The sequence below is a fragment of the Coprococcus sp. BIOML-A2 genome, assembly GCF_009875795.1.
Classification (GTDB): Bacteria; Bacillota; Clostridia; order Lachnospirales; family Lachnospiraceae; genus Coprococcus; species Coprococcus aceti.
Genome location: NZ_WWSI01000001.1, coordinates 245,607 through 267,467, shown reverse-complemented (window position 1 = coordinate 267,467; position 21,861 = coordinate 245,607). Strand labels below are relative to the sequence as shown.

General features: G+C 46.2%; 21 protein-coding genes. 18 read left to right on the top strand and 3 right to left on the bottom strand.

The window, feature by feature from the left end; all coding sequences use genetic code 11:
* Positions 1–7 precede the first annotated feature (7 nt).
* Entirely contained in the window at positions 8–754 is a 747-nt protein-coding gene (locus GT575_RS01275) for a helix-turn-helix domain-containing protein (RefSeq protein WP_015534638.1), read from the bottom strand.
* Positions 755–1,591: 837 nt separating this feature from the next.
* On the opposite strand from GT575_RS01275, the gene GT575_RS01270 reads away from it, so the two are divergent.
* From GT575_RS01270 to GT575_RS01200, 15 genes are all read left to right on the top strand, one after another.
* A complete protein-coding gene (locus GT575_RS01270) occupies positions 1,592–2,065 on the top strand; it encodes an HAD domain-containing protein (RefSeq protein ID WP_022216975.1) in 474 nt (157 codons plus the stop codon).
* Positions 2,066–2,128: 63 nt separating this feature from the next.
* Positions 2,129–2,806 carry a F0F1 ATP synthase subunit A gene (locus tag GT575_RS01265; RefSeq protein ID WP_071849465.1) on the top strand — a complete coding sequence of 226 codons (678 nt, stop codon included), beginning with the start codon at positions 2,129–2,131 and terminating at the stop codon, positions 2,804–2,806.
* A 44-nt stretch (positions 2,807–2,850) separates the two neighbouring features.
* On the top strand, positions 2,851–3,075 hold the full coding sequence (gene atpE / locus GT575_RS01260) for an ATP synthase F0 subunit C (protein ID WP_004852001.1): 225 nt from the start codon (positions 2,851–2,853) through the stop codon (positions 3,073–3,075).
* A 103-nt stretch (positions 3,076–3,178) separates the two neighbouring features.
* On the top strand, positions 3,179–3,685 hold the full coding sequence (atpF, locus tag GT575_RS01255; protein ID WP_022216974.1) for a F0F1 ATP synthase subunit B: 507 nt from the start codon (positions 3,179–3,181) through the stop codon (positions 3,683–3,685).
* Positions 3,666–4,181 carry an ATP synthase F1 subunit delta gene (gene atpH, locus GT575_RS01250; RefSeq protein ID WP_055145112.1) on the top strand — a complete coding sequence of 172 codons (516 nt, stop codon included), beginning with the start codon at positions 3,666–3,668 and terminating at the stop codon, positions 4,179–4,181. Before atpF ends, atpH begins: the two co-directional genes overlap by 20 nt.
* A 4-nt stretch (positions 4,182–4,185) precedes the next feature.
* On the top strand, positions 4,186–5,688 hold the full coding sequence (gene atpA / locus GT575_RS01245) for a F0F1 ATP synthase subunit alpha (RefSeq protein WP_022216972.1): 1,503 nt from the start codon (positions 4,186–4,188) through the stop codon (positions 5,686–5,688).
* A gap of 41 nt (positions 5,689–5,729) precedes the next feature.
* Positions 5,730–6,614 carry an ATP synthase F1 subunit gamma gene (atpG, locus tag GT575_RS01240; protein WP_022216971.1) on the top strand — a complete coding sequence of 295 codons (885 nt, stop codon included), beginning with the start codon at positions 5,730–5,732 and terminating at the stop codon, positions 6,612–6,614.
* A gap of 37 nt (positions 6,615–6,651) precedes the next feature.
* Positions 6,652–8,040: a F0F1 ATP synthase subunit beta gene (atpD, locus tag GT575_RS01235; RefSeq protein WP_022216970.1), complete on the top strand. Its 1,389-nt coding sequence runs from the start codon at positions 6,652–6,654 to the stop codon at positions 8,038–8,040.
* A 13-nt stretch (positions 8,041–8,053) separates the two neighbouring features.
* Positions 8,054–8,458 (top strand): ATP synthase F1 subunit epsilon, encoded by a 405-nt coding sequence (gene atpC / locus GT575_RS01230; RefSeq protein WP_055224042.1) that lies wholly within the window; start codon positions 8,054–8,056, stop codon positions 8,456–8,458.
* 359 nt (positions 8,459–8,817) lie between these two features.
* Positions 8,818–9,543: a lysophospholipid acyltransferase family protein gene (locus tag GT575_RS01225; protein ID WP_022216968.1), complete on the top strand. Its 726-nt coding sequence runs from the start codon at positions 8,818–8,820 to the stop codon at positions 9,541–9,543.
* Positions 9,544–9,694: 151 nt separating this feature from the next.
* On the top strand, positions 9,695–10,321 hold the full coding sequence (locus GT575_RS01220) for a hypothetical protein (protein WP_015534642.1): 627 nt from the start codon (positions 9,695–9,697) through the stop codon (positions 10,319–10,321).
* 58 nt (positions 10,322–10,379) lie between these two features.
* Positions 10,380–11,798, top strand: coding sequence for a [FeFe] hydrogenase H-cluster radical SAM maturase HydG (hydG, locus tag GT575_RS01215; protein ID WP_161171331.1), 1,419 nt, complete (start codon positions 10,380–10,382; stop codon positions 11,796–11,798).
* Between the two features lie 19 nt (positions 11,799–11,817).
* Positions 11,818–13,053, top strand: coding sequence for a [FeFe] hydrogenase H-cluster maturation GTPase HydF (gene hydF / locus GT575_RS01210; protein ID WP_161171330.1), 1,236 nt, complete (start codon positions 11,818–11,820; stop codon positions 13,051–13,053).
* A gap of 24 nt (positions 13,054–13,077) precedes the next feature.
* Positions 13,078–14,004: a patatin-like phospholipase family protein gene (locus GT575_RS01205; RefSeq protein WP_015534645.1), complete on the top strand. Its 927-nt coding sequence runs from the start codon at positions 13,078–13,080 to the stop codon at positions 14,002–14,004.
* Positions 13,958–15,397 carry an MATE family efflux transporter gene (locus GT575_RS01200; RefSeq protein ID WP_161171329.1) on the top strand — a complete coding sequence of 480 codons (1,440 nt, stop codon included), beginning with the start codon at positions 13,958–13,960 and terminating at the stop codon, positions 15,395–15,397. The genes GT575_RS01205 and GT575_RS01200 overlap by 47 nt, the downstream gene beginning before the upstream one ends.
* Here the strand turns inward: GT575_RS01200 and GT575_RS01195 are convergent.
* The gene (locus GT575_RS01195) at positions 15,370–17,475 is read right to left on the bottom strand and encodes an LTA synthase family protein (RefSeq protein ID WP_161171328.1); all 2,106 of its coding nucleotides are present in this window, start codon (positions 17,473–17,475) and stop codon (positions 15,370–15,372) included. The two genes, GT575_RS01200 and GT575_RS01195, sit on opposite strands and share 28 nt — an antisense overlap.
* Before the next feature lie 11 nt (positions 17,476–17,486).
* On the bottom strand, positions 17,487–18,089 hold the full coding sequence (locus GT575_RS01190; protein ID WP_055145127.1) for an HAD family hydrolase: 603 nt from the start codon (positions 18,087–18,089) through the stop codon (positions 17,487–17,489).
* A 195-nt stretch (positions 18,090–18,284) separates the two neighbouring features.
* Between GT575_RS01190 and GT575_RS01185 the strand changes: the two genes are divergently transcribed.
* The 3 genes from GT575_RS01185 (at position 18,285) to GT575_RS01175 (ending at position 21,752) form a co-directional block, all read left to right on the top strand.
* Positions 18,285–18,935 (top strand): 3'-5' exonuclease, encoded by a 651-nt coding sequence (locus GT575_RS01185; protein WP_022216962.1) that lies wholly within the window; start codon positions 18,285–18,287, stop codon positions 18,933–18,935.
* A 53-nt stretch (positions 18,936–18,988) separates the two neighbouring features.
* Entirely contained in the window at positions 18,989–20,383 is a 1,395-nt protein-coding gene (locus GT575_RS01180) for an AI-2E family transporter (RefSeq protein WP_161171327.1), read from the top strand.
* A gap of 64 nt (positions 20,384–20,447) precedes the next feature.
* A complete protein-coding gene (locus GT575_RS01175) occupies positions 20,448–21,752 on the top strand; it encodes an ATP-binding protein (protein ID WP_161171326.1) in 1,305 nt (434 codons plus the stop codon).
* Positions 21,753–21,861: the final 109 nt, after the last annotated feature.

Genomic DNA, 21,861 nt, shown 5'->3' with positions numbered 1-21,861 from the left:
ACCGCCTTTATGTAATAGGCGGTTTTCTTGTGTCCTCCAGACGGACGATTCCGAGGATCGTTCCCAGACAAATGATATCACTTGTGAGATACAGGGATCTATCACATCTGCTGACAGCTTCAAGGTATGGTGAGCCATCCTTTTCTGTATATTTTCTGATCATCTCGACTCCATTCTCGTTCAGGAATAACGCAATATCTCCGAAATGAGGAAAGTTTTGTTCCACGGCTATAATATCATCCTTAATATAGATAGGATGGAGCATATTGGTCGTGAGCCTCAGACAATAATCTGCATTTGGAAAATAATCGGCGGGTATCTCTATAAATTCTGTCGCGTGTGTTGAGTAGTCTGAATTGGAAGCAAGCGTGTGAGTTGAGGAAATACACGGAATCCTGCGCGTTTTGGCGCGGTACGCATCCGCTGAAGGAAGCTTCTTCTGCATGTGATCTTCAGAGTCCGCCATTAGCATGACCATCCGCTTGCCGTGGATGTTGAGTGTTCTGTATTTTTGCAGGAGATACAATTCCTCGTCCGTAAGGCTGCGCCTATGGAGAAATCCATCCATGGTACATCCAAGTGCGTCTGCGATGGATATCATAAGCTGTATTCCCGGGCTCTTGGTCTTGCCGCTCCTGATGGCTTTTATCGTATCCTCAGAGACATCTGTCAACTCAGCTAACTGACTGATCGTAACCCCGCGTTCAGCCATGACTTCCCTGAGTCTTTTCCCTATATCGTATTGTTGCTGCATGTAATTCACCTCAGTAACATTATATAATAGAAGAAACAGGCTTGTCCAGTTGAAAAGTGTAAGAATATACACTTTTGCGATTTGTGTATGCGCAGGAAAGTGTATGAACTGCTCTTTAATATGAAATTAAATATGATATAATGAATTTATCTGTTACATCGAGAGATGACAAGGGGGTCATTTTCTACAATAGTCTGTCACAATGGGGGTGACGGATTACGGCAGAGGGAACAAGGCTATCACGTGTCGAGCGTTAGGGCGTCGAACACGAGATAGCCTTTTTTCGTGGGGGCGAAGGACGGACGGCTGGGTATTCTTCCGCGGGGCGGGTATATCATCTGCTATATATGTGGTATCACGCTCTACTTCCTTCGCTTCGGCTTAGCTTCTATATGCACTCGTTTCCGGCCGCGATAAGGGCGATGCGGCTTCCAACTCGGCAAGAAGCACCGAAGCTCAGTCGTATTCGCTACCGATACCACATATATAGCAGATGATATACAGCCGCGGAAGAATACCCAGCCTGTTTCTGGCGGAAGGGTGATGGGAGTGGCGAATTTTACTTTGATGATTTGGAAGAAAAGCTAATTATAAACGAAATGTTAAAATTATAAAAAAAGTATAAACTGGTGATACACTAGGTTTTATGCGGGCTTCTTGGGAAAACTGTGACAAAAAACTGTTTTTGTTACGAAAAATAATACAAAAATAAAAAATGATTAAAATTTGACTATAAGGGCAAATAAATGACTTTAAATTTGTTTTGAATGGTGATAAAATACGCAAGCAAGGAGCGAGAGTAGCTTTTTAGAAAAAAAGATAGGGGAGTATGACCGTATGAATGTAGTATTTTTTGATGTAGACGGCGTACTGAATTCGGAGAAATTTCTGTGTGAGAAGCATGGGGAGTTTATCAATCCTAAGAATGTGGCTAACCTCAAGATGGTTGTGGATGCCACAGGAGCGAAGCTGGTCATGACAAGTGACTGGAGAAAACAGGTGATTGATAAGGATATCAGTAAGGCACACGTAAGGGAACTGATAGACAGACTTGCGGATGCTGGAATGGAAGTATATGGGGCAACTTCTTCAGGGGATGAGCTCAGAAACAAGTACGGGGATTATACCAGAGCATGTGCAGTCAAGGATTATGTGGTTGCGAATTCCGTAGAGGGATATGTCATATTTGATGACATGGATATGGACTGGGAGGCTCATGAACTCGATTCTCACTGGATCAACACAGAGAACGTACTTGTGGGGCTGTCTGAGGCAGATGCCATGAATGCTATTTCTATAATAAACCAATAATAAACTGGAATAGCATTTTGACATACAATAAAACAGTGTGAAAGGAAGTGATGTCTTACGGATCTGGCAGAAGAGTTATCCAATGAACTCCAATGCAAAACAGTATTTACAATACCAATATTTGGTGGAATACCGGTAACGGAATCTGTGGTGGTAACATGGATCATTATGGCAGTGCTTGTGCTGTTGTCGATTATCCTTGTAAGGAATCTCAAAGTTGAGAATCCGGGTAAGAAACAGCTTGTGCTGGAGACCATAATAACTACTTTTAACAACCTGTTCAAAGGTGTTATCGGAGAGGCGGGCATGAAGTATGTTCCGTATCTGATAACGGTTATTCTGTACATCGGCATGGCCAACATCATGGGTGTATTTGGCTTTAAACCACCGACAAAGGATCTGAATGTGACAGCCTCACTGGCCATCATGAGTATCATACTCGTACAGGTGGCAGGAATACGAGGAAAGGGGACAAAAGGCTGGGTCAAGAGTTTTGCAGAGCCGGTAGCAATAGTTGCACCGCTTAATGTACTTGAGCTTGTCATCAAGCCGCTGTCGCTGTGTATGCGACTTTTTGGTAATGTTCTCGGAGCATTCGTCATCATGAAGCTGATAGAGGCAGTAGTTCCACTCATTGTCCCTATCCCACTCAGCCTGTACTTTGATTTTTTTGATGGATTTTTACAGGCATTTGTATTTACTTTCCTGACTACGCTTTACATGCAGGAAGCGATGGAGTAAAGATTATCTGATTTTAAAAATGAAAATAAGAAGGAGAAAATGATATGAACGGATTATTAGCAATTGGAGCAGGTATAGCAGCATTAGTAGGACTTGGCGCAGGACTTGGAATCGGTCTTGCAACATCAAAGGCAGTTGAGGCTGTAGCTAGACAGCCGGAGGCAGACGGAAAGATCACAAAGCTTCTTATCATCGGTTGTGCCCTTGCAGAGGCAACAGCTATCTACGGTTTCGTAATCGGACTTCTTGCAATCATTCTTCTTAAGTAATCAGATTTTTGGTCAGATGGATATTTTAATAGAAATATCTAATAGAAATCTGGAATTGCAGAAGAGATGCGGATAATAGAAACAGAAAGATAGGAGTGGCTATATGATTGATATAGAATTTTCTACAATAGCATTCACCATTATCAACTTAATAGTTCTGTTTCTTCTTTTGAAGAAGTTCTTGATAGGACCGCTCAACGATGTCATCAAGAAGAGAGAAGATATGATCGCTGGCACCATATCGGATGCCAACAATCAGAAGGCTGAAGCAATGAAACTCAAGTCTCAGTATGAGGATACCCTTGCAGGGGTTGATGCTGAGTGCAGGGATCTCCGTGAGAAATCCCGTGTGGAGGCCCAGAATGAGTACAGCCGTATCATAGATCAGGCTGATGCAAAGTCAGTCAAGATGATAAAGGATGCGGAGAAGACCATAGAGATCAAGCAGAACAAGGCACTTTCTGATATGCAGTCACAGATCGCAGAGCTTGCAATGGCAGCAGCCGGCAAGATCGTGGGCGGTGAAGGTGATGCGGAATCAGCAGGAGCTGCCATGTATGACGAGTTTTTGAATGAAGTAGGTGATTCAGGTGACACAGAAGGCAATTAATTACGGAATTGTCCTCTATCAGCTTGGAATCAGTCAGGACATGGTGGAGGAGATAAAGGCGCTTGTGGATGGTAGTCCGGAGCTGGTATATGCACTGGCAGATCCGGTGGTCAGCCACGCGGACAAGCGCAAGGTCGTTGACAGGGTATTTGACAGATTTGGCAATAAGGATCTGGTAAATTTCATGAAGACCCTGTGTGACAACGATGGATTTGACATGATACATGACATATTTGACGAGTATGAGAAGTATGCCAGAGAGCAGCAGGATATCCTTTCGGCAACTCTCTATTATGTCACACCGCCAACTGATAAGCAGAAGGCAGGTATCGAGAACTTCCTTATGAAAGAGTATGGAAGCAAGGCGGTACAGCTTTCTATGGTGGAGAAAAAAGAATTGATAGGTGGATTTGTCATAAGAACGGGAGACCGCGAGTACGACAGAAGCATTCTGGGCAGGTACAAATCCCTTAGACAGAAACTGGTTATGAGGTGATAAATTGAGTTCAATTAGTTCAGAGGATATTATTTCTATACTCAAAGAAGAGATAGAGAATTATGATTTTGACTCCAGGGACAAAGAAGTCGGTAAGGTCATCTATGTAGGTGATGGAATCGTAACCGTATACGGTATAGACAATGCCATGTACGGTGAGATCGTTGTTTTTGAGAATGGTGTCAAAGGTATGGTTCAGGATATCAGAAGAACAGAGATAGGATGTATTCTGTTCGGTCGTGATACAGGAATCAAAGAAGGAACAAAGGTCAGCAGAACGGGAAAGCGTGCAGGCATCCCTGTAGGCGATGCATTTATCGGACGTATAGTTGATGCCCTTGGAGCACCTATAGATGGAAAGGGCAGCATAGAGTCAACGGATTATCGTCCAATAGAGAATCCGGCTCCAAGCATAGTTGATCGTAAGTCGGTCAACCAGCCGCTTCAGACAGGAATCCTCTCGATAGATGCCATGTTCCCAATCGGAAGAGGACAGAGAGAGCTGATCATAGGAGACAGACAGACAGGTAAGACATCCATAGCGATAGATACCATTCTGAATCAGAAGGGCAAGGATGTCATCTGTGTATATGTGGCTATAGGCCAGAAGGCTTCAACAATAGCCAAGGTTGTAAATAACCTGAACAAATATGATGCCATGGACTACACGATAGTCGTTGCATCTACAGCAAGTGATTCAGCACCACTTCAGTATATTGCGCCTTATTCAGGTACAGCGATCGCTGAGTATTTCATGCATAAGGGCAAGGATGTGCTGATCGTGTACGATGATCTGTCAAAGCACGCTGTTGCTTACAGAACATTGTCACTGCTTCTCGGACGTTCACCAGGACGTGAGGCATATCCTGGAGATGTATTCTATCTCCATTCAAGACTTCTTGAGAGATCAAGTAAGCTTAAGGATGAGCTTGGCGGAGGCTCCATCACAGCCCTTCCTATTATCGAGACACAGGCAGGCGATGTATCTGCTTATATACCTACAAATGTTATATCTATCACAGATGGACAGATATTCCTCGAGAGCGATCTGTTCTTCTCAGGTATGAGACCTGCTGTCAACGTCGGTCTGTCGGTATCACGAGTTGGTGGTGCAGCGCAGACAAAGGCGATGAAGAAGGCCGCAGGAAGTATCCGTATCGATCTGGCACAGTACAGAGAGATGGAGGTGTTCACACAGTTCAGTTCAGATCTTGATGAGAACACCAAGGAACAGCTTCAGTATGGCAAGGGACTTATGGAGCTTTTAAAGCAGCCTCTGTGTAATCCGCTGTCAATGGCCGAGGAGGTTATCATTCTGGTAGCAGCTACCAATAAGGTATTCCTTCCAGTTGAGGTTTCAGAGGTCAAGAAGAAGAAACTTGAGATGCTTGAATACTTCCACAGTGCCCATAAGGATATCGTGGATGAGATCGAGGAGAAGCAGGTGCTTACCGATGAGCTGAAGGACAAGATAGTCGCAGCCGCTAAGGAGTTTATCGAGAGATAGATCTCAGGAGAAATAAGAAGATTCGTTGAGAGGTGATTTGATTGGCAAATACCAAAGAAATCCAGAATAGAATAAAGAGTATCAAGGATACTCAGAAGATCACCAATGCAATGTATATGATCTCATCTTCCAAGCTTAAAAAGGCGAGGACAGATCTTGAGAACACGGAGCCTTACTTCTACACACTCCAGGTTGCTCTTGCCAGAATGCTCAGACATGTTCCTGAGATGGAGCATCTGTATTTCGACAGCAGAGAGGGAATCAAGGAAGAGGACAGAAGGCGAGGTTATCTGGTCATTACCGCCGACAAAGGTATGGCTGGTGCCTACAACCACAATGTAATCAAGATCGCTGAGCAGGAGCTTGCAGCCCACCCAAACAGTGAGCTGTATGTAGTCGGCCAGGTGGGAAGACACTACTTCGCAAAGAAGGGAGTGCCTATAGATATACATTTCCAGTATACAGCGCAGAATCCTAGTCTTCACAGAGCCAGAGTCATAGCGGACAAGATGCTTGAGAACTATGAGAATGGCGATATAGATGAGGTATACATCATATATACCAACATGAAGAGCAGTGTGGTCGTTGAACCGCAGATGATACAGCTCCTCCCTATGAAGAGGACTGACTTCGCAGGCGTTCCTGCGGATGTGTTCCACGAGGAGATTACCATGGAGCCTTCACCGAAGGCAGTGCTTGACCGAATCGTACCAAACTGTGTCATGGGATATATATACGGCGCTCTGGTAGAGTCCTTCTGCAGTGAGCAGAACAGCCGAATGATGGCGATGGACTCAGCCACAAAGAGTGCCAAGGAGATGCTGGATGATCTCAATATCAAATACAACAGAGCAAGGCAGGCAGCCATAACGCAGGAGATCACAGAGATCGCGGGCGGCGCCAGAGCTCAGAGAGACAGGAGCTAATAAGCTCAATAAATAATTGTAAAGGAGGTCTGATGTTTTGAAAAATGGTAAGATAGTACAGGTCATGGGACCTGTCGTAGACGTAGAATTTCCAGACAACGATCTGCCATACATCAAGGATGCTCTTGAAGTAGATAATCATGGAAAAAAATGTGTTATGGAAGTAGCACAGCACGTAGGAAATAATACAGTAAGATGTATCATGCTGTCCGCCAGCGAGGGACTTTCAAGAGATATGGAAGTCGTTGCGACCGGATCAGGAATCAAAGTTCCAGTAGGAAATCAGACACTTGGACGTCTGTTCAACGTGCTTGGTGAGACAATAGATGGCAAGGAGGATCTCTCAGACACAGAGCACTGGGTAATCCACAGAGAGCCGCCAACATTTGAGAATCAGAGTCCTGTCATCGAGATACTTGAGACAGGTATCAAGGTCATAGATCTTCTTGCACCTTACTCAAAGGGTGGTAAGATCGGTCTGTTCGGCGGTGCCGGAGTTGGTAAGACAGTCCTTATCCAGGAGCTTATCCAGAATATCGCATCCGTACATGGTGGATACTCAATATTCACCGGTGTTGGAGAGCGTTCAAGAGAGGGAAATGATCTGTGGACAGAGATGAGCGAGTCAGGCGTTATCGACAAGACCGCCCTGGTGTTCGGACAGATGAATGAGCCACCTGGAGCCAGAATGAGAGTTGCAGAGACAGGACTTACAATGGCAGAGTATTTCCGTGATGTAAATCATCAGGATGTGCTTCTGTTCATCGACAATATATTCAGATTTACACAGGCAGGTTCAGAGGTTTCATCACTTCTTGGACGTATGCCATCAGCCGTTGGTTATCAGCCAACACTTGCAAATGAGATGGGTGAGCTTCAGGAGCGAATCGCTTCTACCAAGGAAGGATCAGTCACGTCAGTCCAGGCCGTATATGTGCCAGCCGATGACCTTACAGATCCTGCCCCAGCCACAACATTTGCGCATCTGGATGCAAATACAGTTCTTTCAAGAAAGATCGTTGAGCAGGGTATCTATCCGGCAGTAGATCCGCTGGAGTCAAGCTCACGAATTCTTGAGGCTGATATAGTCGGCGAGGAGCATTACAATGTTGCAAGACGTGTACAGGAGATACTTCAGAAGTACAAGGAGCTGCAGGATATCATCGCAATCCTCGGTATGGAGGAGCTGTCAGATGAGGATAAGCTTACAGTTACCAGAGCCAGAAAGGTTCAGAGATTCCTGTCACAGCCATTCCATGTTGCTGAGAACTTCACAGGTATTCCTGGAAAGTATGTAAGTCTCAAGGATACGATCAAGGGCTTCAAGATGATCGTTGACGGTGAGATGGACGAGTATCCTGAGTGGGCATTCTTCAATGTAGGTACTATAGAGGAAGTAAAGGAAAAGGCCGAGAAGGGCCAGTAAAGGAAGTGCATAGATGAATACATTTTATCTGAGAGTTATTTCCAGTAATAAGATATTCTTCGACGGCCGGGCAGAGAAAATAGTTCTTCCACTTGAAGATGGAGAGAAAGCGGTTCTTGCACATCATGAGAATATGGTCATAGCTACCAGCATAGGAGAGATCAGGATCACCACGAGTAAAGGTGAACAGGTCATCGGTGTTGTGGGCGAAGGATTTGTTCAGATAGTAAATAACCGAGTTGTCCTTATCGTGGATTCCGCAGAGAAGCCGGAGGATATCGACAGGGTCAGAGCCAAGGAGGCAAAGATCAGAGCGGAAGAGAGACTCAGACAGAAAGAGAGTCTGAAAGAATACAAGCAGAGCGAGGCATCCCTTGCCCGTGCACTCACAAGACTCAAAGTAACAGAAAAGATATAAAACCCAGCGCAGAAACCCCAAGCGCCTGCTTGCAGGCATTTGGGGGTTTCAAGCGGTTTTAACGAGAAGTCGTTCGGCGTAAGCCGAACATAGAGCGCGTCAGCGCGGGACTTCGAGTCTATTATAAAAGGCAGTGCCAGCAGCGGGACGATGAAACCGATGTGGCGTTGCCTTTTTATGTGCAGACACAATAGGTAAAATGTTACTTGACAACTTTTGCCTTTACTGAGAAAATTACTAGATAGTATATGGTGAACTGTATATACAGTGAACTATGTATATAAGAGTTTATGAAAAAGAGGACGTGTGCATGTATATGCACACATTTTTGAGTTAAAGGTATTTGGTTAGAGGTATTTATGTTAAGATTTATTTGGGTAATAGTTTCGTGCTTGTTTCTGATCATGTACTATGTGCCAAAGATGTCGTATTATGCTAGACACCCGGAAAAATATGGTGAAGATATATGTTATCAGATGGCACAGGTTATGTGCAATCATGTGAGACGTCGTGCTTTTATCAAGACGGTTGCCACGGGTATGGAGAACCTTCCTAAGGAGGGCGGATATATCATGTATGCCAATCATCAGGGTAAGTATGATGTACTGGGAGTTATAGTTTCCCATGACAAACCGATTACGTATGTCATGGATGCCAAGAGGTCGAAGCTGTTCATAGCAGATCAGCTTACGGATCTTGTGAAGGCACAGAGACTTGACAAGGAAGACATAAAGCAGCAGGTACAGGTTATAAACGATGTATCCACGGAAATCAAGGCGGGAAGGAGATATATTTTATTCCCGGAGGGAGGATACGATCACAGTCACAATGAGCTCAAGGAGTTCATGCCGGGAAGCTTCAAGATCGCCAAGAAGGCGAAGTGTCCTATCGTTCCAGTCGTGCTGTATGATTCCTTCAAGCCATTTGAGGGATGGTCACTGAGGCGTGTGACGACACAGCTTGCATTTCTGGAGCCGATCCCATATGAGGTTATAGCTGATAAGACTACCACAGAGATCAGGGATATGGTCGTTGACAAGATCCAGAGGAAGCTTGATACGATGGAGACAATGAATTGTTGGTAACGATATATGGATAATTATTCTGAACGGGCAGGTCATGTTGATGATCTGCCCGTTCGGGTGTTACGGAAGCTTGGTGTTGACTATATCAAATCAGGTGAATACAATATAAAAGGGTATTTAACCACAAAAACAAGGATTGGGAAGTAGAGATATGGGACAGAGTAAAGAGAGAAACAGTAATGAAAAAAGCGGATTCCTCAAGAAGCTTATAATAGTTCTGGCAGTGGCGATCGTGGTAGTATTTGCGGTATTTTATGTGATCTATTACAGATTTTCATATCAGGCGGACAAGCTGGCAAAGGAGACCGCCCGCATATACGCATTTGGCGATGGCGGAGAGATGGCTGACATGATAGCCCCGGGATACGTGAAGAAGTTTGAGGATTCGTCAAAGGTTTTGTCGGTGAGTGACATACAGGACATATATATAAACAAGTTCAGAGCGTATACAGATGAGCAGGTCGGGGATATAGATACGATCGAGTGCAAGGTCACCGATATACAGGCGGTGAGCAATATAGAGGATGTGCAGCAGCAATTTGCGGACAACGGAGTTAAGGGCGTGTCCCAGTACAGAAGTGTGGAAGCCGACTGGATAGTGACAGGCAAGGATGGCGGCGAGGTCACGGTACACGTTCAGGAATGTATGTTGAAGTGCGACGATGGCTGGTATGTGGACTATGTCCGTATGCCGGATGAAATAGACAGCATGAGTACGCCGGTCGATTCCGGGGATGCTGACAGTGAGGAGACAACAGAGGCGGAGATCACTGAATAATATTGTGTGTATAAGATTGGAAGGGCATACAGTATACAAGAAAGAAGGCTGACAAAAAATGTATGATGTGAGATCCATGAAGGCAGAGGACTTCATAGATGATGGCGAGATCCGTGAGACGCTGGACTATGCGGATCAGAACAAGGACAATGTGGAGCTTATCGACAGTATCATAGAGAAGGCAAAGCTCAGGAAGGGGCTTACCCACAGGGAGGCATCCGTGCTTCTTGCGTGTGAGATGCCGGACAAGATAAATGAGATATATGATCTGGCGGAGCAGATCAAGAAGGACTTCTACGGCAACAGAATAGTTATGTTCGCGCCGCTGTATCTGTCCAACTACTGTGTAAATGGGTGTGTGTATTGTCCGTATCACATCAAGAATAAGCATATAGCCAGAAAGAAACTCACCCAGGAAGAGGTGAGACGGGAGGTCATAGCACTGCAGGATATGGGGCACAAGAGACTGGCCATCGAGGCCGGTGAGGATCCTCAGATGAATCCTATAGAGTATATACTTGAATGTATCAATACTATTTACAGTATAAAGCATAAGAATGGAGCAATCCGCCGTGTAAATGTAAACATAGCGGCAACGACCGTTGAGAATTACAGGAAACTTCATGAAGCTGGGATAGGAACATATATATTGTTCCAGGAGACCTATGACAAAAAGGCATATGAGGTGCTTCATCCTTACGGACCAAAGCATGACTATGCATATCACACAGAGGCTATGGATCGTGCTATGGAAGGTGGTATAGACGATGTGGGTCTGGGAGTGCTCTTTGGTCTGGACAAGTATAGGTACGAATTTGCGGGGCTGCTGATGCATGCGGAGCACCTTGAGGCTGTTCATGGAGTTGGTCCGCACACCATCAGTGTGCCAAGAGTCAAGAAGGCTGATGACATAGATCCTGAGGCATTTGACAACGGAATAAGCGACGATGTATTCTGCAAGATCGCAGCATGTATCAGAATCGCCGTTCCTTATACAGGAATGATAATCTCCACAAGGGAGAATCCAAAGGTCAGGGACGAGATCATAAGGCTTGGAGTGTCGCAGATAAGCGGTGGTTCCAAGACCAGTGTGGGTGGCTACTATGAGCCGGAGCCAGAGGATGAGAAGTCGGAGCAGTTCGATGTCAGCGACACGAGAACTCTGGATCAGGTTGTCAACTGGCTGATGACCAAGGGGTATATACCATCATTCTGTACAGCGTGCTACAGAGAGGGAAGAACCGGTGACAGATTTATGAGCCTGTGCAAGAGCGGACAGATACAGAACTGCTGTCATCCGAATGCGCTCATGACACTGGAGGAATATCTGGTAGATTATGCATCTCCGGAGACTGCGGAGATAGGCAGGAGACTCATACAGGATGAGCTTAAGAACATTCCGAATGAGAAAGTCAGACAGATAGTGGTCGAGAGACTTGACAGGATAAAGCACGGAGACAGAGATTTTAGATTCTAACACATTGTGGAGGAGCAAAATGAGTTTAAACGATACGCCGTCGGCAAACAGAGTGCATATAGGTTTCTTTGGATGCAGGAACGCAGGCAAGTCCAGTCTGGTAAATGCAGTGACGGGGCAGAGCCTTGCTGTTGTGTCGGATGTGGCGGGAACCACCACGGATCCGGTGTACAAGTCCATGGAGCTGCTTCCGCTTGGACCGGTGGTCATCATAGATACACCGGGAATAGACGATACCGGCGAGCTGGGTGAACTCAGGGTGTCGAAGACCAGACAGGTGCTTGCGAAGATAGATGTCGCTGTGCTGGTGGTTGATGGTTCGGTTGGCCTTTCGGCGGCGGACAGGGAGCTCACAGAGCTTTTCAAAGAGAAGAATATAAATTATATAATTGCGTACAATAAGAGTGATCTAGTTAAGGATGATACACAGGTTCAGAATTCAGCGGAGAATTCCATATGGGTCAGCGCAGAGCACAGACAGGGAATAGAGGAGCTGAAGGAATTGATAGGAAAGCTCACGGTGACAGACACCATGACCAGGAGACTGGTCGGAGATCTGATACAGCCGGGTGATATGGTGGTGCTGGTCATACCGATAGATTCTGCAGCTCCGAAGGGCAGGCTGATACTTCCGCAGCAGCAGGTCATAAGGGATGTTCTTGAGACCGGAGCTACGGCTGTGGTGTGCAGGGACACGGAGCTTGAGGATACTCTGAGACGGCTGGAGGGGAATGTATCTCTGGTGGTCACTGACTCCCAGGCATTTGCAAAGGTTATGAAGATCGTGCCGTATGACATATATCTGACGTCATTCTCAATACTGATGGCAAGATTTAAAGGGCAGCTTGATGCGGCGGTAAATGGCGCATATGTCCTGGACAGGCTGAGGGATGAAGGCCAGCGTACAGATGCGGACAGCAGACCTCCAAGGATACTCATAGCTGAGGGCTGCACCCATCACAGACAGTGTGATGATATAGGAACTGTAAAGCTGCCAGGATGGATACGCAGATACACGGGACTTGAGCCTGAATTTACATTTGTCAGAGGAACGGAATTCCCGGAGGATCTGACAGGATATGATCTGGTGATACACTGCGGAGGCTGTATGCTGAATGAACGCGAGATGAAGAGTCGTCAGGGAAGTGCGGAGCAGCAGAGTATCCCGATGACGAATTATGGAACTGCTATAGCTCATATGAATGGGATTCTTGACAGGAGTCTGAGGATTTTTCAGACAAAGACGGACATATAAATATTTGGATGAAAGGTGATCGATATGGCAAAGACAGGTTTGGTACTTGAGGGCGGCGGCCAGAGAGGCATATATACCGCCGGAGTCTTGGATGTGTTCATGGACAATGATATAGAGGTCGACGGTGTCATAGGGGTGTCGGCGGGAGCCATACATGGACTCTCCTTTGTTGCGAGACAGAGGGGACGCAACATGCGTTACAATATGAAGTACAGGAACAACAAGCACTACATGAGCCTGTACTCCCTTTTAACTACAGGAGATATATGTGGTGAGCAGTTCTGCTACCACGATATCCCGGAGAAACTGGATCCACTTGACTACGATGCATTCCTTGCAAATCCTACGAAGCTCTATGTGGGATGTTCTAATCTGGATACAGGAGAGGCGGAGTATCTGGAGTGTACAGATATGAGAAAGCCTGAGGATGTGAATAAGGTGAGGGCTTCGGCATCCCTCCCACTGGTGTCCAATATTGTAGAGGTTGATGGAATGAAGCTGCTGGATGGAGGTGTATCCGACAGCATACCGATATTTGCATTCAGAAGGATGGGCTACAGGAGAAATATAGTAGTTCTGACAAGACCGGAGGGATACCGCAAGGGCCCGGACAAGATGCTCAGGCTGGAGGCCGGAAGGTACAGGGAGTACCCTGAGTTCGTTAAAAGATGTCACATGAGACACATGTATTACAACAAGACCCTGGACAAGCTGGAGGAGCTTGAAAAGGAGGGTGATACGTTGATAATCAGACCGAGTGAGACTATAGAGATATCAAGGCTTGAGAAGAAGCCGGAGATGATCGAGGCCATGTATGAGCTGGGTGTGTACGATGCAAAGGAGAAATTGCAGCAGGTTAAGAAATTCCTGCGTGAGAGTAAGGAAGAAAGCAGGGACTACACACATGGACAGGCGCAGCAACAGACGGCGGTTACACAGCAGACCCGATAATGGAATATATGACAGATTGATACTTTCGGGAATGGACATTCCTGAGAGTGTGGATACACAGAAGAAGGCACAGGAGAATCACAGCAAAATGGCTGAGACTCCTGTGCCTTCGCTCATACTGTCACTTTCGGTATCTACAATATTCACCATGTTGATTGCAACCTCCTACAATATTGTGGACACTTATTTTGTCTCAGATCTTGGAGAAAGCAGTGTGGCCGCAGTTGGGATCATGTTCTCTGTTATGGCATTGATACAGGCTGTGGGTTACACCTGGGGCATGGGAGCTGGAAGTGAGATAGCGAGACTCCTCGGTAAGCAGAAGAAGCGTGAGGCGGAGCAGACGCTTGCCACGGCACTGGCGGGAGGAATACTGTCGGGCGCGGTCATGGCGGTTATATTTGCCGTGTTCAGGGAGGATGTGGTAAGACTTCTGGGGGCCACGGACACAAGTCTTGCTCCTGCTGGGCAGTATGGAATATATATCATGCTCGCGGCTCCGGTCATGTGCGGTGCCTATGTTCTGAACAATGCCCTGCGGGCTGAGGGGCAGCCGTATCTTGCTCTGCTGGGTATTCTGGCAGGAGGACTGTCAAATGCGTTATTTGACTATATATTGGTGAGAGTGCTTGGACTTGGAATAGCCGGTGCAGGCATAGCGACCCTTGCCGGACAGGGGATAAGTCTTGCCATAATGTATATATGTGTCAGGTCAAGGTGCAGCGTGGTAAGGCTTCATGTGTCTGATGTGTGGAGCTTCAGATATGGGGTGCGTATAGTGAGAACAGGGCTGCCATCCTTCCTGAGACAGGGGCTCATGTGCCTTGCGGCGATCATGATAAGCAGAAGCTGTAGGCAGTACGGAGATGGAGCCATGGCGGGCGTCACAGTTGCAAATAAGATATTTGCAGTCATATTTGCGGCGCTGGTGGGCTATGGGCAGGGATTTGCCCCGGTGTGCGGGTTTGCCTATGGTGCAGGACTTGAATCCAGAGTGAAAAGGTCGCTGAGATTTACCATGATAACTGCGGTGATATTCATGTGCGCTATGGGTGCTGCGACCTGGGTGTGGGTATCCGAGGTGGCCGGTGTATTCTTGCATGAAGGTGGCACTCAAGCTATGCAGCTTGCGGCGCTGTCTCTCCGGGCGCATGCCATATCCATGCCGTTTGCAGCTGTGTGTCTGGTGACCGGAATGTACTATCAGGCTCTTGGAGCATATGGAAAAGCCACCCTCATATCCGCCCTGCGGCAGGGAGTATGTTTTATACCATTGGTATTCATACTGCCGCACATGTATGGCGTAGATGGAGTGGCTTTTGTCCAGGCCGCCGCCGATGTGCTGGCGGGGATTGTCTCGGCCTTTTATCTGTTATATACAAATGAAAAATAGTCCGTGTTTATCATCTCGTCCGATATATACAGTCGGTTTTCAACCTCCTCGATCATCTGATCCACGTATCCATCAGGGATCTGTGACTCAGGGACGAAGTAAGAGGTCTCCCCCGTGCTGGCATCATATCTGACCTTGTCGGTCATAAAGCTTTGATCCGCGAAGATCACAAGCTCATCGGAGTCGGACAAAATGTTGCGGCCAGCCAGAAGTCTTGAGTCAAAGTCGGCTCCGAGAAGGTTTAACACAGTTGGAAGTATGTCCACACTGGAGCAGAGCTTGTCGACAACTACTGGCTTCTCCATGGATGAGCTCCATATACCAAACTGGTTGTGGTGAAGCTCAAAGTCATCATTCTCTATGTCCTTGCCCGCAAGCTCGTTGTAGGTGCCGTCGCTGAGTCCGTAAGGATAGTGGTCAGGTGCCACGATGAACAGAGTGTTGTCCAGCTTGCCAGTCTTTTCCAGCTTATCCATCAGGAATTCCAGAGCCTTGTCAAGCTCCATCTGGGCTGCAACATAGGCTATGGCCTCATCTGAGTACCCTTTTTCGGAGAGGACATTCTCGGCTCCATCCCTGTTAATCATACATATATACTGATTGTCGTAATTGTAAGGCAGATGGCCGGAGAAACTCATAAAATACATGTTGAATTTGTCATCCTGAATGAAATCCCCATACACAGCCTCCATACATTCGAGATCGGAATACATAACGTGGTCAGGAATATCCAATCCTGCGCCGATGGCCTTGAAGGTGGTGTAGCCCATATTCGGATGGGTTCTTGTTCTGTCGTAGTATGTGGCATCAAAGTCGTGGTAGCCGTAGCTCTTGTAGCCCTGTGCGTTCAGCATATTGCCGAGGGCGTATGGCTGGTAGGTGTCCGCGGATGCCTCAAAGCTCCATTTGGAGGATGCCGGATACTGGCTGAGGCAGTTGGTATATTCGCCGTCTATGGTGCTGTGATACCACAGTGGGTTGTAGAAGTTAGTAAATTCAAAGCCTTCGTGATAAATCTTGTACAGTGTCGGTGTGGCCTCCCTGGATATTCCATATGTACTGAGACTTTCAGCGGTGACAAATACCACATTGTACCCCTCGAACATGCCGGTGTATTCGTCCGTGTAAGTTGGCTGTACCCCCGAGAAATATGCCGTCAGGCTTTTAAGCTCCTCGTCATCTGTCTGATTGTACAGACTTTGGAAATCTATGCTTTCATCGACCTGCGGAACATATACAGGCTCGTCGGCCTGGGTTGATCCTGCCGCCTGATCTGAGCCGCCGGTCTGAGAAGCTGATGAAAAATCTGTCTCGTCCGCAGATGCGGCATTGATATCTGATGCGGCAGTCTGTGCATCTGACTGATTATCTCCAATATCTGCAAGCTCAAATGTCTTGCTCTGGCTGCTCTGAGTCACCATGGTCACACAGTCTCTTCCCGTGGTGACCATGACTCCAAGCTTGTTCATGGACAGTTCAAGTACATAGCGTCCGTGGAACAGCGCATATGGAGTGTAGGCCGCAGTCCCGTGCACTGCCAGAATACAGATGGCAAGTACCCATGCAGCTGCGGAGATACCCAGCTGCACCAGCACTGCCCTGAGCACACCAGGCTTCTGCCCGATGCGGCATCTGCCAAATGAAAACCAGAACCTGTTCATGATGATAAGACATATAAGTGGCAGCAGGAACAGCACTATGATATACCAGTTGGATCGCAATGCTGAAAAAAGCACAGTCCTGAAGTTCATAGCATCCTGAGCACCGCCGATGGACAACAGACTCAAAAATGTTCTGAATATCTTATAGTATACAAATTGTGCAATATAGTAGATCGTAAATATACTCCACAGCAGGTAGGCTATGGCTGCATTTGCATATCTGTGCCAGAAGGAGGTCAGTGCTGACAGGGTAAGTCCGCATGCCAGCGCAAATGTCAGGGGATGTAGTATGCTGCTGCCTGCAGATCCATAAATTGCAATGTGAAACAGGAGCTCCATATAAATAAAGGCTAGCGGAAAGAATATGGAACGCCACAGCAGACCACAGTGTCTGCTTTGAGTTGTATCTGTTTTCATCTGGCATCTCCTTATTCGCGTGCGAGTATGTCGTCAAGTGCACCCCTCACTCCTATAGGATCTGTGACCAGAAGAGTGTGGAAACCAAGCTTTGCGGCGGCATCGAGATTCGCCTGCCTGTCATCAAGAAAAATGGATTCCTCAGGGACAAGGTTATATTTGTTGCAGAGATGCTCATAGATGGCGGCGTCTGGCTTGGTCACGTGGTATTCATAGGAGACCACTCTTCCGTCCGTGTAAGGCAGGAAGTGGAATCTAGGCGTGTGGAGTGCAAACAGTCTTCTTGGGTAGTTGGACAGGAGGTAGATGTTGTAACCTCTGGACTTGAGATCCTTGAGCCACATGTCGGCTCCCGGGAACATGTCCACCACTTCATCGAGATTGTTCATGAACAGGTCTATGTAGCTGCTGCATTCCGGGCTGAGTTCCTTGAAACGTTTGATGAGCTCTGGCTCAGGCATATCGTCCAGGTCAAAATGATTCCACATAGGGTGGTTTATCATGTTGTGATCAAGAGTATCTATCACGTCCGCTGGTATGCCAAGCTTCTCCATGGTGCTTTTCCAGTGGAAGTCTACGAGGACCATGCCAATATCAAAGATTATATTTTTCATATGTATATTCCTTTCGTGTCGTATGCTGCCGTATAAGTGCAGATTATGTCGTCACAGAAATTTTAACTCATAATAGGACAAAAATATACTCAAATATTTGCGGAAATGCTGACAAATACCTAATATGCTTGTTTACAGTTTTCCGGTCACAGTGTTACAATGATTAAATCGGCAATGTAAGGGGAAATACAGTGTATGATATACGTATTTGTGGACTTTGAAATGAATATGATAGATTCAGAGTATAAGAAGGAAAAGAAAATATGTAAGAGTGAGATCATAGAGATCGGTGCGGTTAAACTGGATGAAGATTATAATGAGATAGATTCGTTTAAGAGTTATGTGAAGCCGGCATATGGAACCATGGCTTCGCGTATAATAAAGCTCACAGGAATAACAGATGATATGGTGGAGGATGCTCCTTCATATGCTTTTGCCATGGGGAGCTTTATAGAGTGGTGTGCTGATGCCGATGTGATATACGCATGGAGTGAGAATGACCTGAGACAGCTCCGCAAGGAGGCCAGGCTGAAGGAATACACGCACCCCGGGTTGGAAAGTATCATATCAAGGTGGAAGGATTTCCAGAAGGAATATGCCAAGCTCATAGGAACGTCAAGAAGGATATCACTGTCGGACGCTGTGTTTTATCTGGGAGAAAACTTTCAGGGGGCAGAGCATGATGCCCTGTGGGATGCCAGGAATACCGCTGAGGTGTTCAAGCTCTCAAAGGATGAGGAGAATTTTTTCAGGATCATGGCCCCGGTCATCGATGTGTACAAGCCCAAGAAGAATCTGACATATTCCCTGTCCGAGGCATTTGGAGATATACATCTGGGTGAATAGATATGTAATTGATGACTACATAGAATAATAATGTGGATTATTAGGAGGACTTCATGAACTGGAATAAGAGGGATACAGTGAGGACCGTGATTATATTGTGCGGTGTGGTGCTGTTTGCATATGTACTGTTTAATTTTGATAAGGTGTCCAGTATGTTCAGCTGGCTCATCAATATACTCATGCCATTTGTCATAGGATTTGCCATAGCATTTGTGGTGAATGTACCTATGAAGGGACTTGAAAAGGTATTGTTTAAGAATAAAGACAGCAGACTGTACAGGTTCAGGAGACCAGTGTGCCTCATACTGTCGTTCCTGTGCATAATAGCTGTTCTCACGTTTGCAATAACTATGATCATACCTGAGATGTCCAAGACTATAACTATGTTTGCAGAGAAGCTGCCATCGGCCATGGATGATATACAGAGGAAGGCGATCAAGCTGATGAAGGACCAGCCGGAGATAGTGGATAAGATAAAGAGTATCAATATTAATTGGGATGCACTTATATCAAATGTGGTTGGTATTGTGAAGAACGGCGGCAGCAGTGTATTGTCTTCCACGTTCTCCATTGCCAGCAGTGTGGTAGGCGCCGTGGTCGATGTTCTGGTGGGACTGTTCTTTGCGTGCTACATACTGGCTCAGAAGGAGACTCTGGAGAAGCAGGTAAAGGGTGTATTGTATGCGGTGTTCAGGGAAGAAAAGGCGGACCGATTCATTCAGACTTGTGTTCTTGCGGATAAGACCTTCTCCAAGTTTATCTCAGGTCAGTGCCTTGAGGCGTGCATACTTGGACTTATGTTTTTCATTACGATGACCATATTCCGTATTCCGTATGCGCTTACGGTCAGCATCATCATAGCAGTATTTGCACTGATCCCGGTTGTTGGAGCATTTGTCGGATGTTTTGCCGGAACGATTATGATCCTGGTAGAGGATCCGAAGCGTGCCATAGTGTTTCTGATCATATTTGTCGTGTTGCAGCAGATAGAGGGAAACTTCATATATCCTCATGTTGTTGGCGGTTCGGTGGGACTTCCATCTATATGGGTACTTGTGGCGGTCATGCTTGGAGGTGATATGTTGGGCATTCTGGGTATGCTCATATTTGTACCGCTTTTCTCCGTCCTGTATGCGATGTCTGAAGAATATGTGGTTAAGAGACTCAGAGACAAGGGCATATCGTGGAGGAAATATAATCTGGCATGCAACATCCCCGAGGGGCGATGGAATGGAAGGCTGGATGAGGAATGTGCGTCTGATGTCAGCAAGGTGGACGCCGGGCAGACCGGGACGAATGAGTCAAATGCACCGAGCGGTACAGCCGGAAGCGGCAATTCTGGAAAAAATAATACAGGCAGAAATAGCACAGAAAGAAATAACATAGAAAGAAATAACACAGGCAGAAACAGTAACAGAAATAAAAACTACAAGAAGAGAAAAAAATGACGGCTCATATATGGCATCATCTGTGTGGTGATACATATAGCCGTTCAGAAAGAAGGATATACACATGTACAGAGACATAGCGAAATTGGTTTTATACAGAGATCTAGGAGAGGACAGCATACTTATGAAGCTGTCTGGAATATTTGAGGATTTTGATCTCAAGAGGTGTGAGAATGCGGAGCTGTGTGCCCGCATATACGATCAGATCAAGAGACTGCTCGATCTTGCGACCAGCTATGGATTCGACAAGAATCTGTGGCACAACTATCTGGCATTTATACTTATCACCAATGAGAACTCATTCAGTATAACAAGTGAGAAGGTAGGAGCAAATGACGGAACCGTTAATTATTTCGCCAAGAATGATTTCAGGATATTCAAGAAGCTGTTCGACTTTGATTTCTCAGAGATAGAGAGCGCACTTGGAATAGACTGTTTCTCAACTATCAACAACTATAGGTCTATTGGCAAGAAGGAGAGAATGTACAATAAGAATGTCAGCGAGAAGGTTCAGGCTGTCAGCAATGCGATAGAGGAGGCTGAGAACGAGGACCAGATATTTGACATAGTGACATCATTCTACAAGGCATATGGTGTTGGTATGTTCGGTCTCAACAAAGCGTTCAGGATCACCCGTGAGCATGGAGATCTGGAGTTTGTACCTATAAATAACACAGAGGATGTCATGCTGGATGATCTCATCGGATATGAGATCCAGAAGAAGAAGATCGTGGACAACACTGAGGCATTTGTGGAGGGCCGCAAGGCGAACAATGCACTTCTCTTTGGTGACAGTGGAACAGGAAAGTCAACCACGATCAAGGCGATCATCAACGAGTACTATGACAGAGGACTTCGTATGATAGAGATATACAAGCATCAGTTCCAGGATCTGTCGCAGGTCATATCGCTTATCAAGAACAGAAATTACAGATTTATCATATACATGGATGACCTTTCATTTGAGGAATTTGAGATAGAGTACAAGTACCTCAAGGCTGTCATCGAGGGTGGACTTGAGATCAGACCTGACAATGTGCTCATATATGCCACATCCAACCGCCGTCATCTCATCAAGGAGACATGGAACGACAGGAATGATATGGAGAATAACAATGGTATTCACAGAAGTGATACCATTCAGGAGAAGCTGTCACTGGTCAACAGATTCGGAGTCACGATCAGCTACAGCGCACCTTCACAGAAGGAATACTTTGAGATCGTCAAGGGACTTGCTGAGAAGGAGCACATCACCATGGACGAGAAGGAGCTCTGCGCAGAGGCAAACAAGTGGGAGCTTGCACATGGCGGCATAAGCGGACGTACTGCACAGCAGTTTATCAACTACCTTAAGGGGCAGGGATTGTAAAAATAATTGCTGTTGAACTACGGTTTATATTTTGTTATTATTAAGTTAATTTTGTAGAGCAAGATACTTTGATAAGGAGTGTGGAAAGATGATAGATCTTAGCAGCAAG

Coding starts and splice junctions, on each gene's coding strand:
- GT575_RS01275 (WP_015534638.1), bottom strand. CDS start 754: ATGCAGCAACAATACGATATAGGGAAAAGACTCAGGGAAGTCATGGCT.
- GT575_RS01270 (WP_022216975.1), top strand. CDS start 1,592: ATGAATGTAGTATTTTTTGATGTAGACGGCGTACTGAATTCGGAGAAA.
- atpE (WP_004852001.1), top strand. CDS start 2,851: ATGAACGGATTATTAGCAATTGGAGCAGGTATAGCAGCATTAGTAGGA.
- atpF (WP_022216974.1), top strand. CDS start 3,179: ATGATTGATATAGAATTTTCTACAATAGCATTCACCATTATCAACTTA.
- atpC (WP_055224042.1), top strand. CDS start 8,054: ATGAATACATTTTATCTGAGAGTTATTTCCAGTAATAAGATATTCTTC.
- GT575_RS01225 (WP_022216968.1), top strand. CDS start 8,818: ATGTTAAGATTTATTTGGGTAATAGTTTCGTGCTTGTTTCTGATCATG.
- GT575_RS01220 (WP_015534642.1), top strand. CDS start 9,695: ATGGGACAGAGTAAAGAGAGAAACAGTAATGAAAAAAGCGGATTCCTC.
- hydG (WP_161171331.1), top strand. CDS start 10,380: ATGTATGATGTGAGATCCATGAAGGCAGAGGACTTCATAGATGATGGC.
- hydF (WP_161171330.1), top strand. CDS start 11,818: ATGAGTTTAAACGATACGCCGTCGGCAAACAGAGTGCATATAGGTTTC.
- GT575_RS01205 (WP_015534645.1), top strand. CDS start 13,078: ATGGCAAAGACAGGTTTGGTACTTGAGGGCGGCGGCCAGAGAGGCATA.
- GT575_RS01200 (WP_161171329.1), top strand. CDS start 13,958: ATGGACAGGCGCAGCAACAGACGGCGGTTACACAGCAGACCCGATAAT.
- GT575_RS01195 (WP_161171328.1), bottom strand. CDS start 17,475: ATGAAAACAGATACAACTCAAAGCAGACACTGTGGTCTGCTGTGGCGT.
- GT575_RS01190 (WP_055145127.1), bottom strand. CDS start 18,089: ATGAAAAATATAATCTTTGATATTGGCATGGTCCTCGTAGACTTCCAC.
- GT575_RS01185 (WP_022216962.1), top strand. CDS start 18,285: ATGATATACGTATTTGTGGACTTTGAAATGAATATGATAGATTCAGAG.
- GT575_RS01180 (WP_161171327.1), top strand. CDS start 18,989: ATGAACTGGAATAAGAGGGATACAGTGAGGACCGTGATTATATTGTGC.
- GT575_RS01175 (WP_161171326.1), top strand. CDS start 20,448: ATGTACAGAGACATAGCGAAATTGGTTTTATACAGAGATCTAGGAGAG.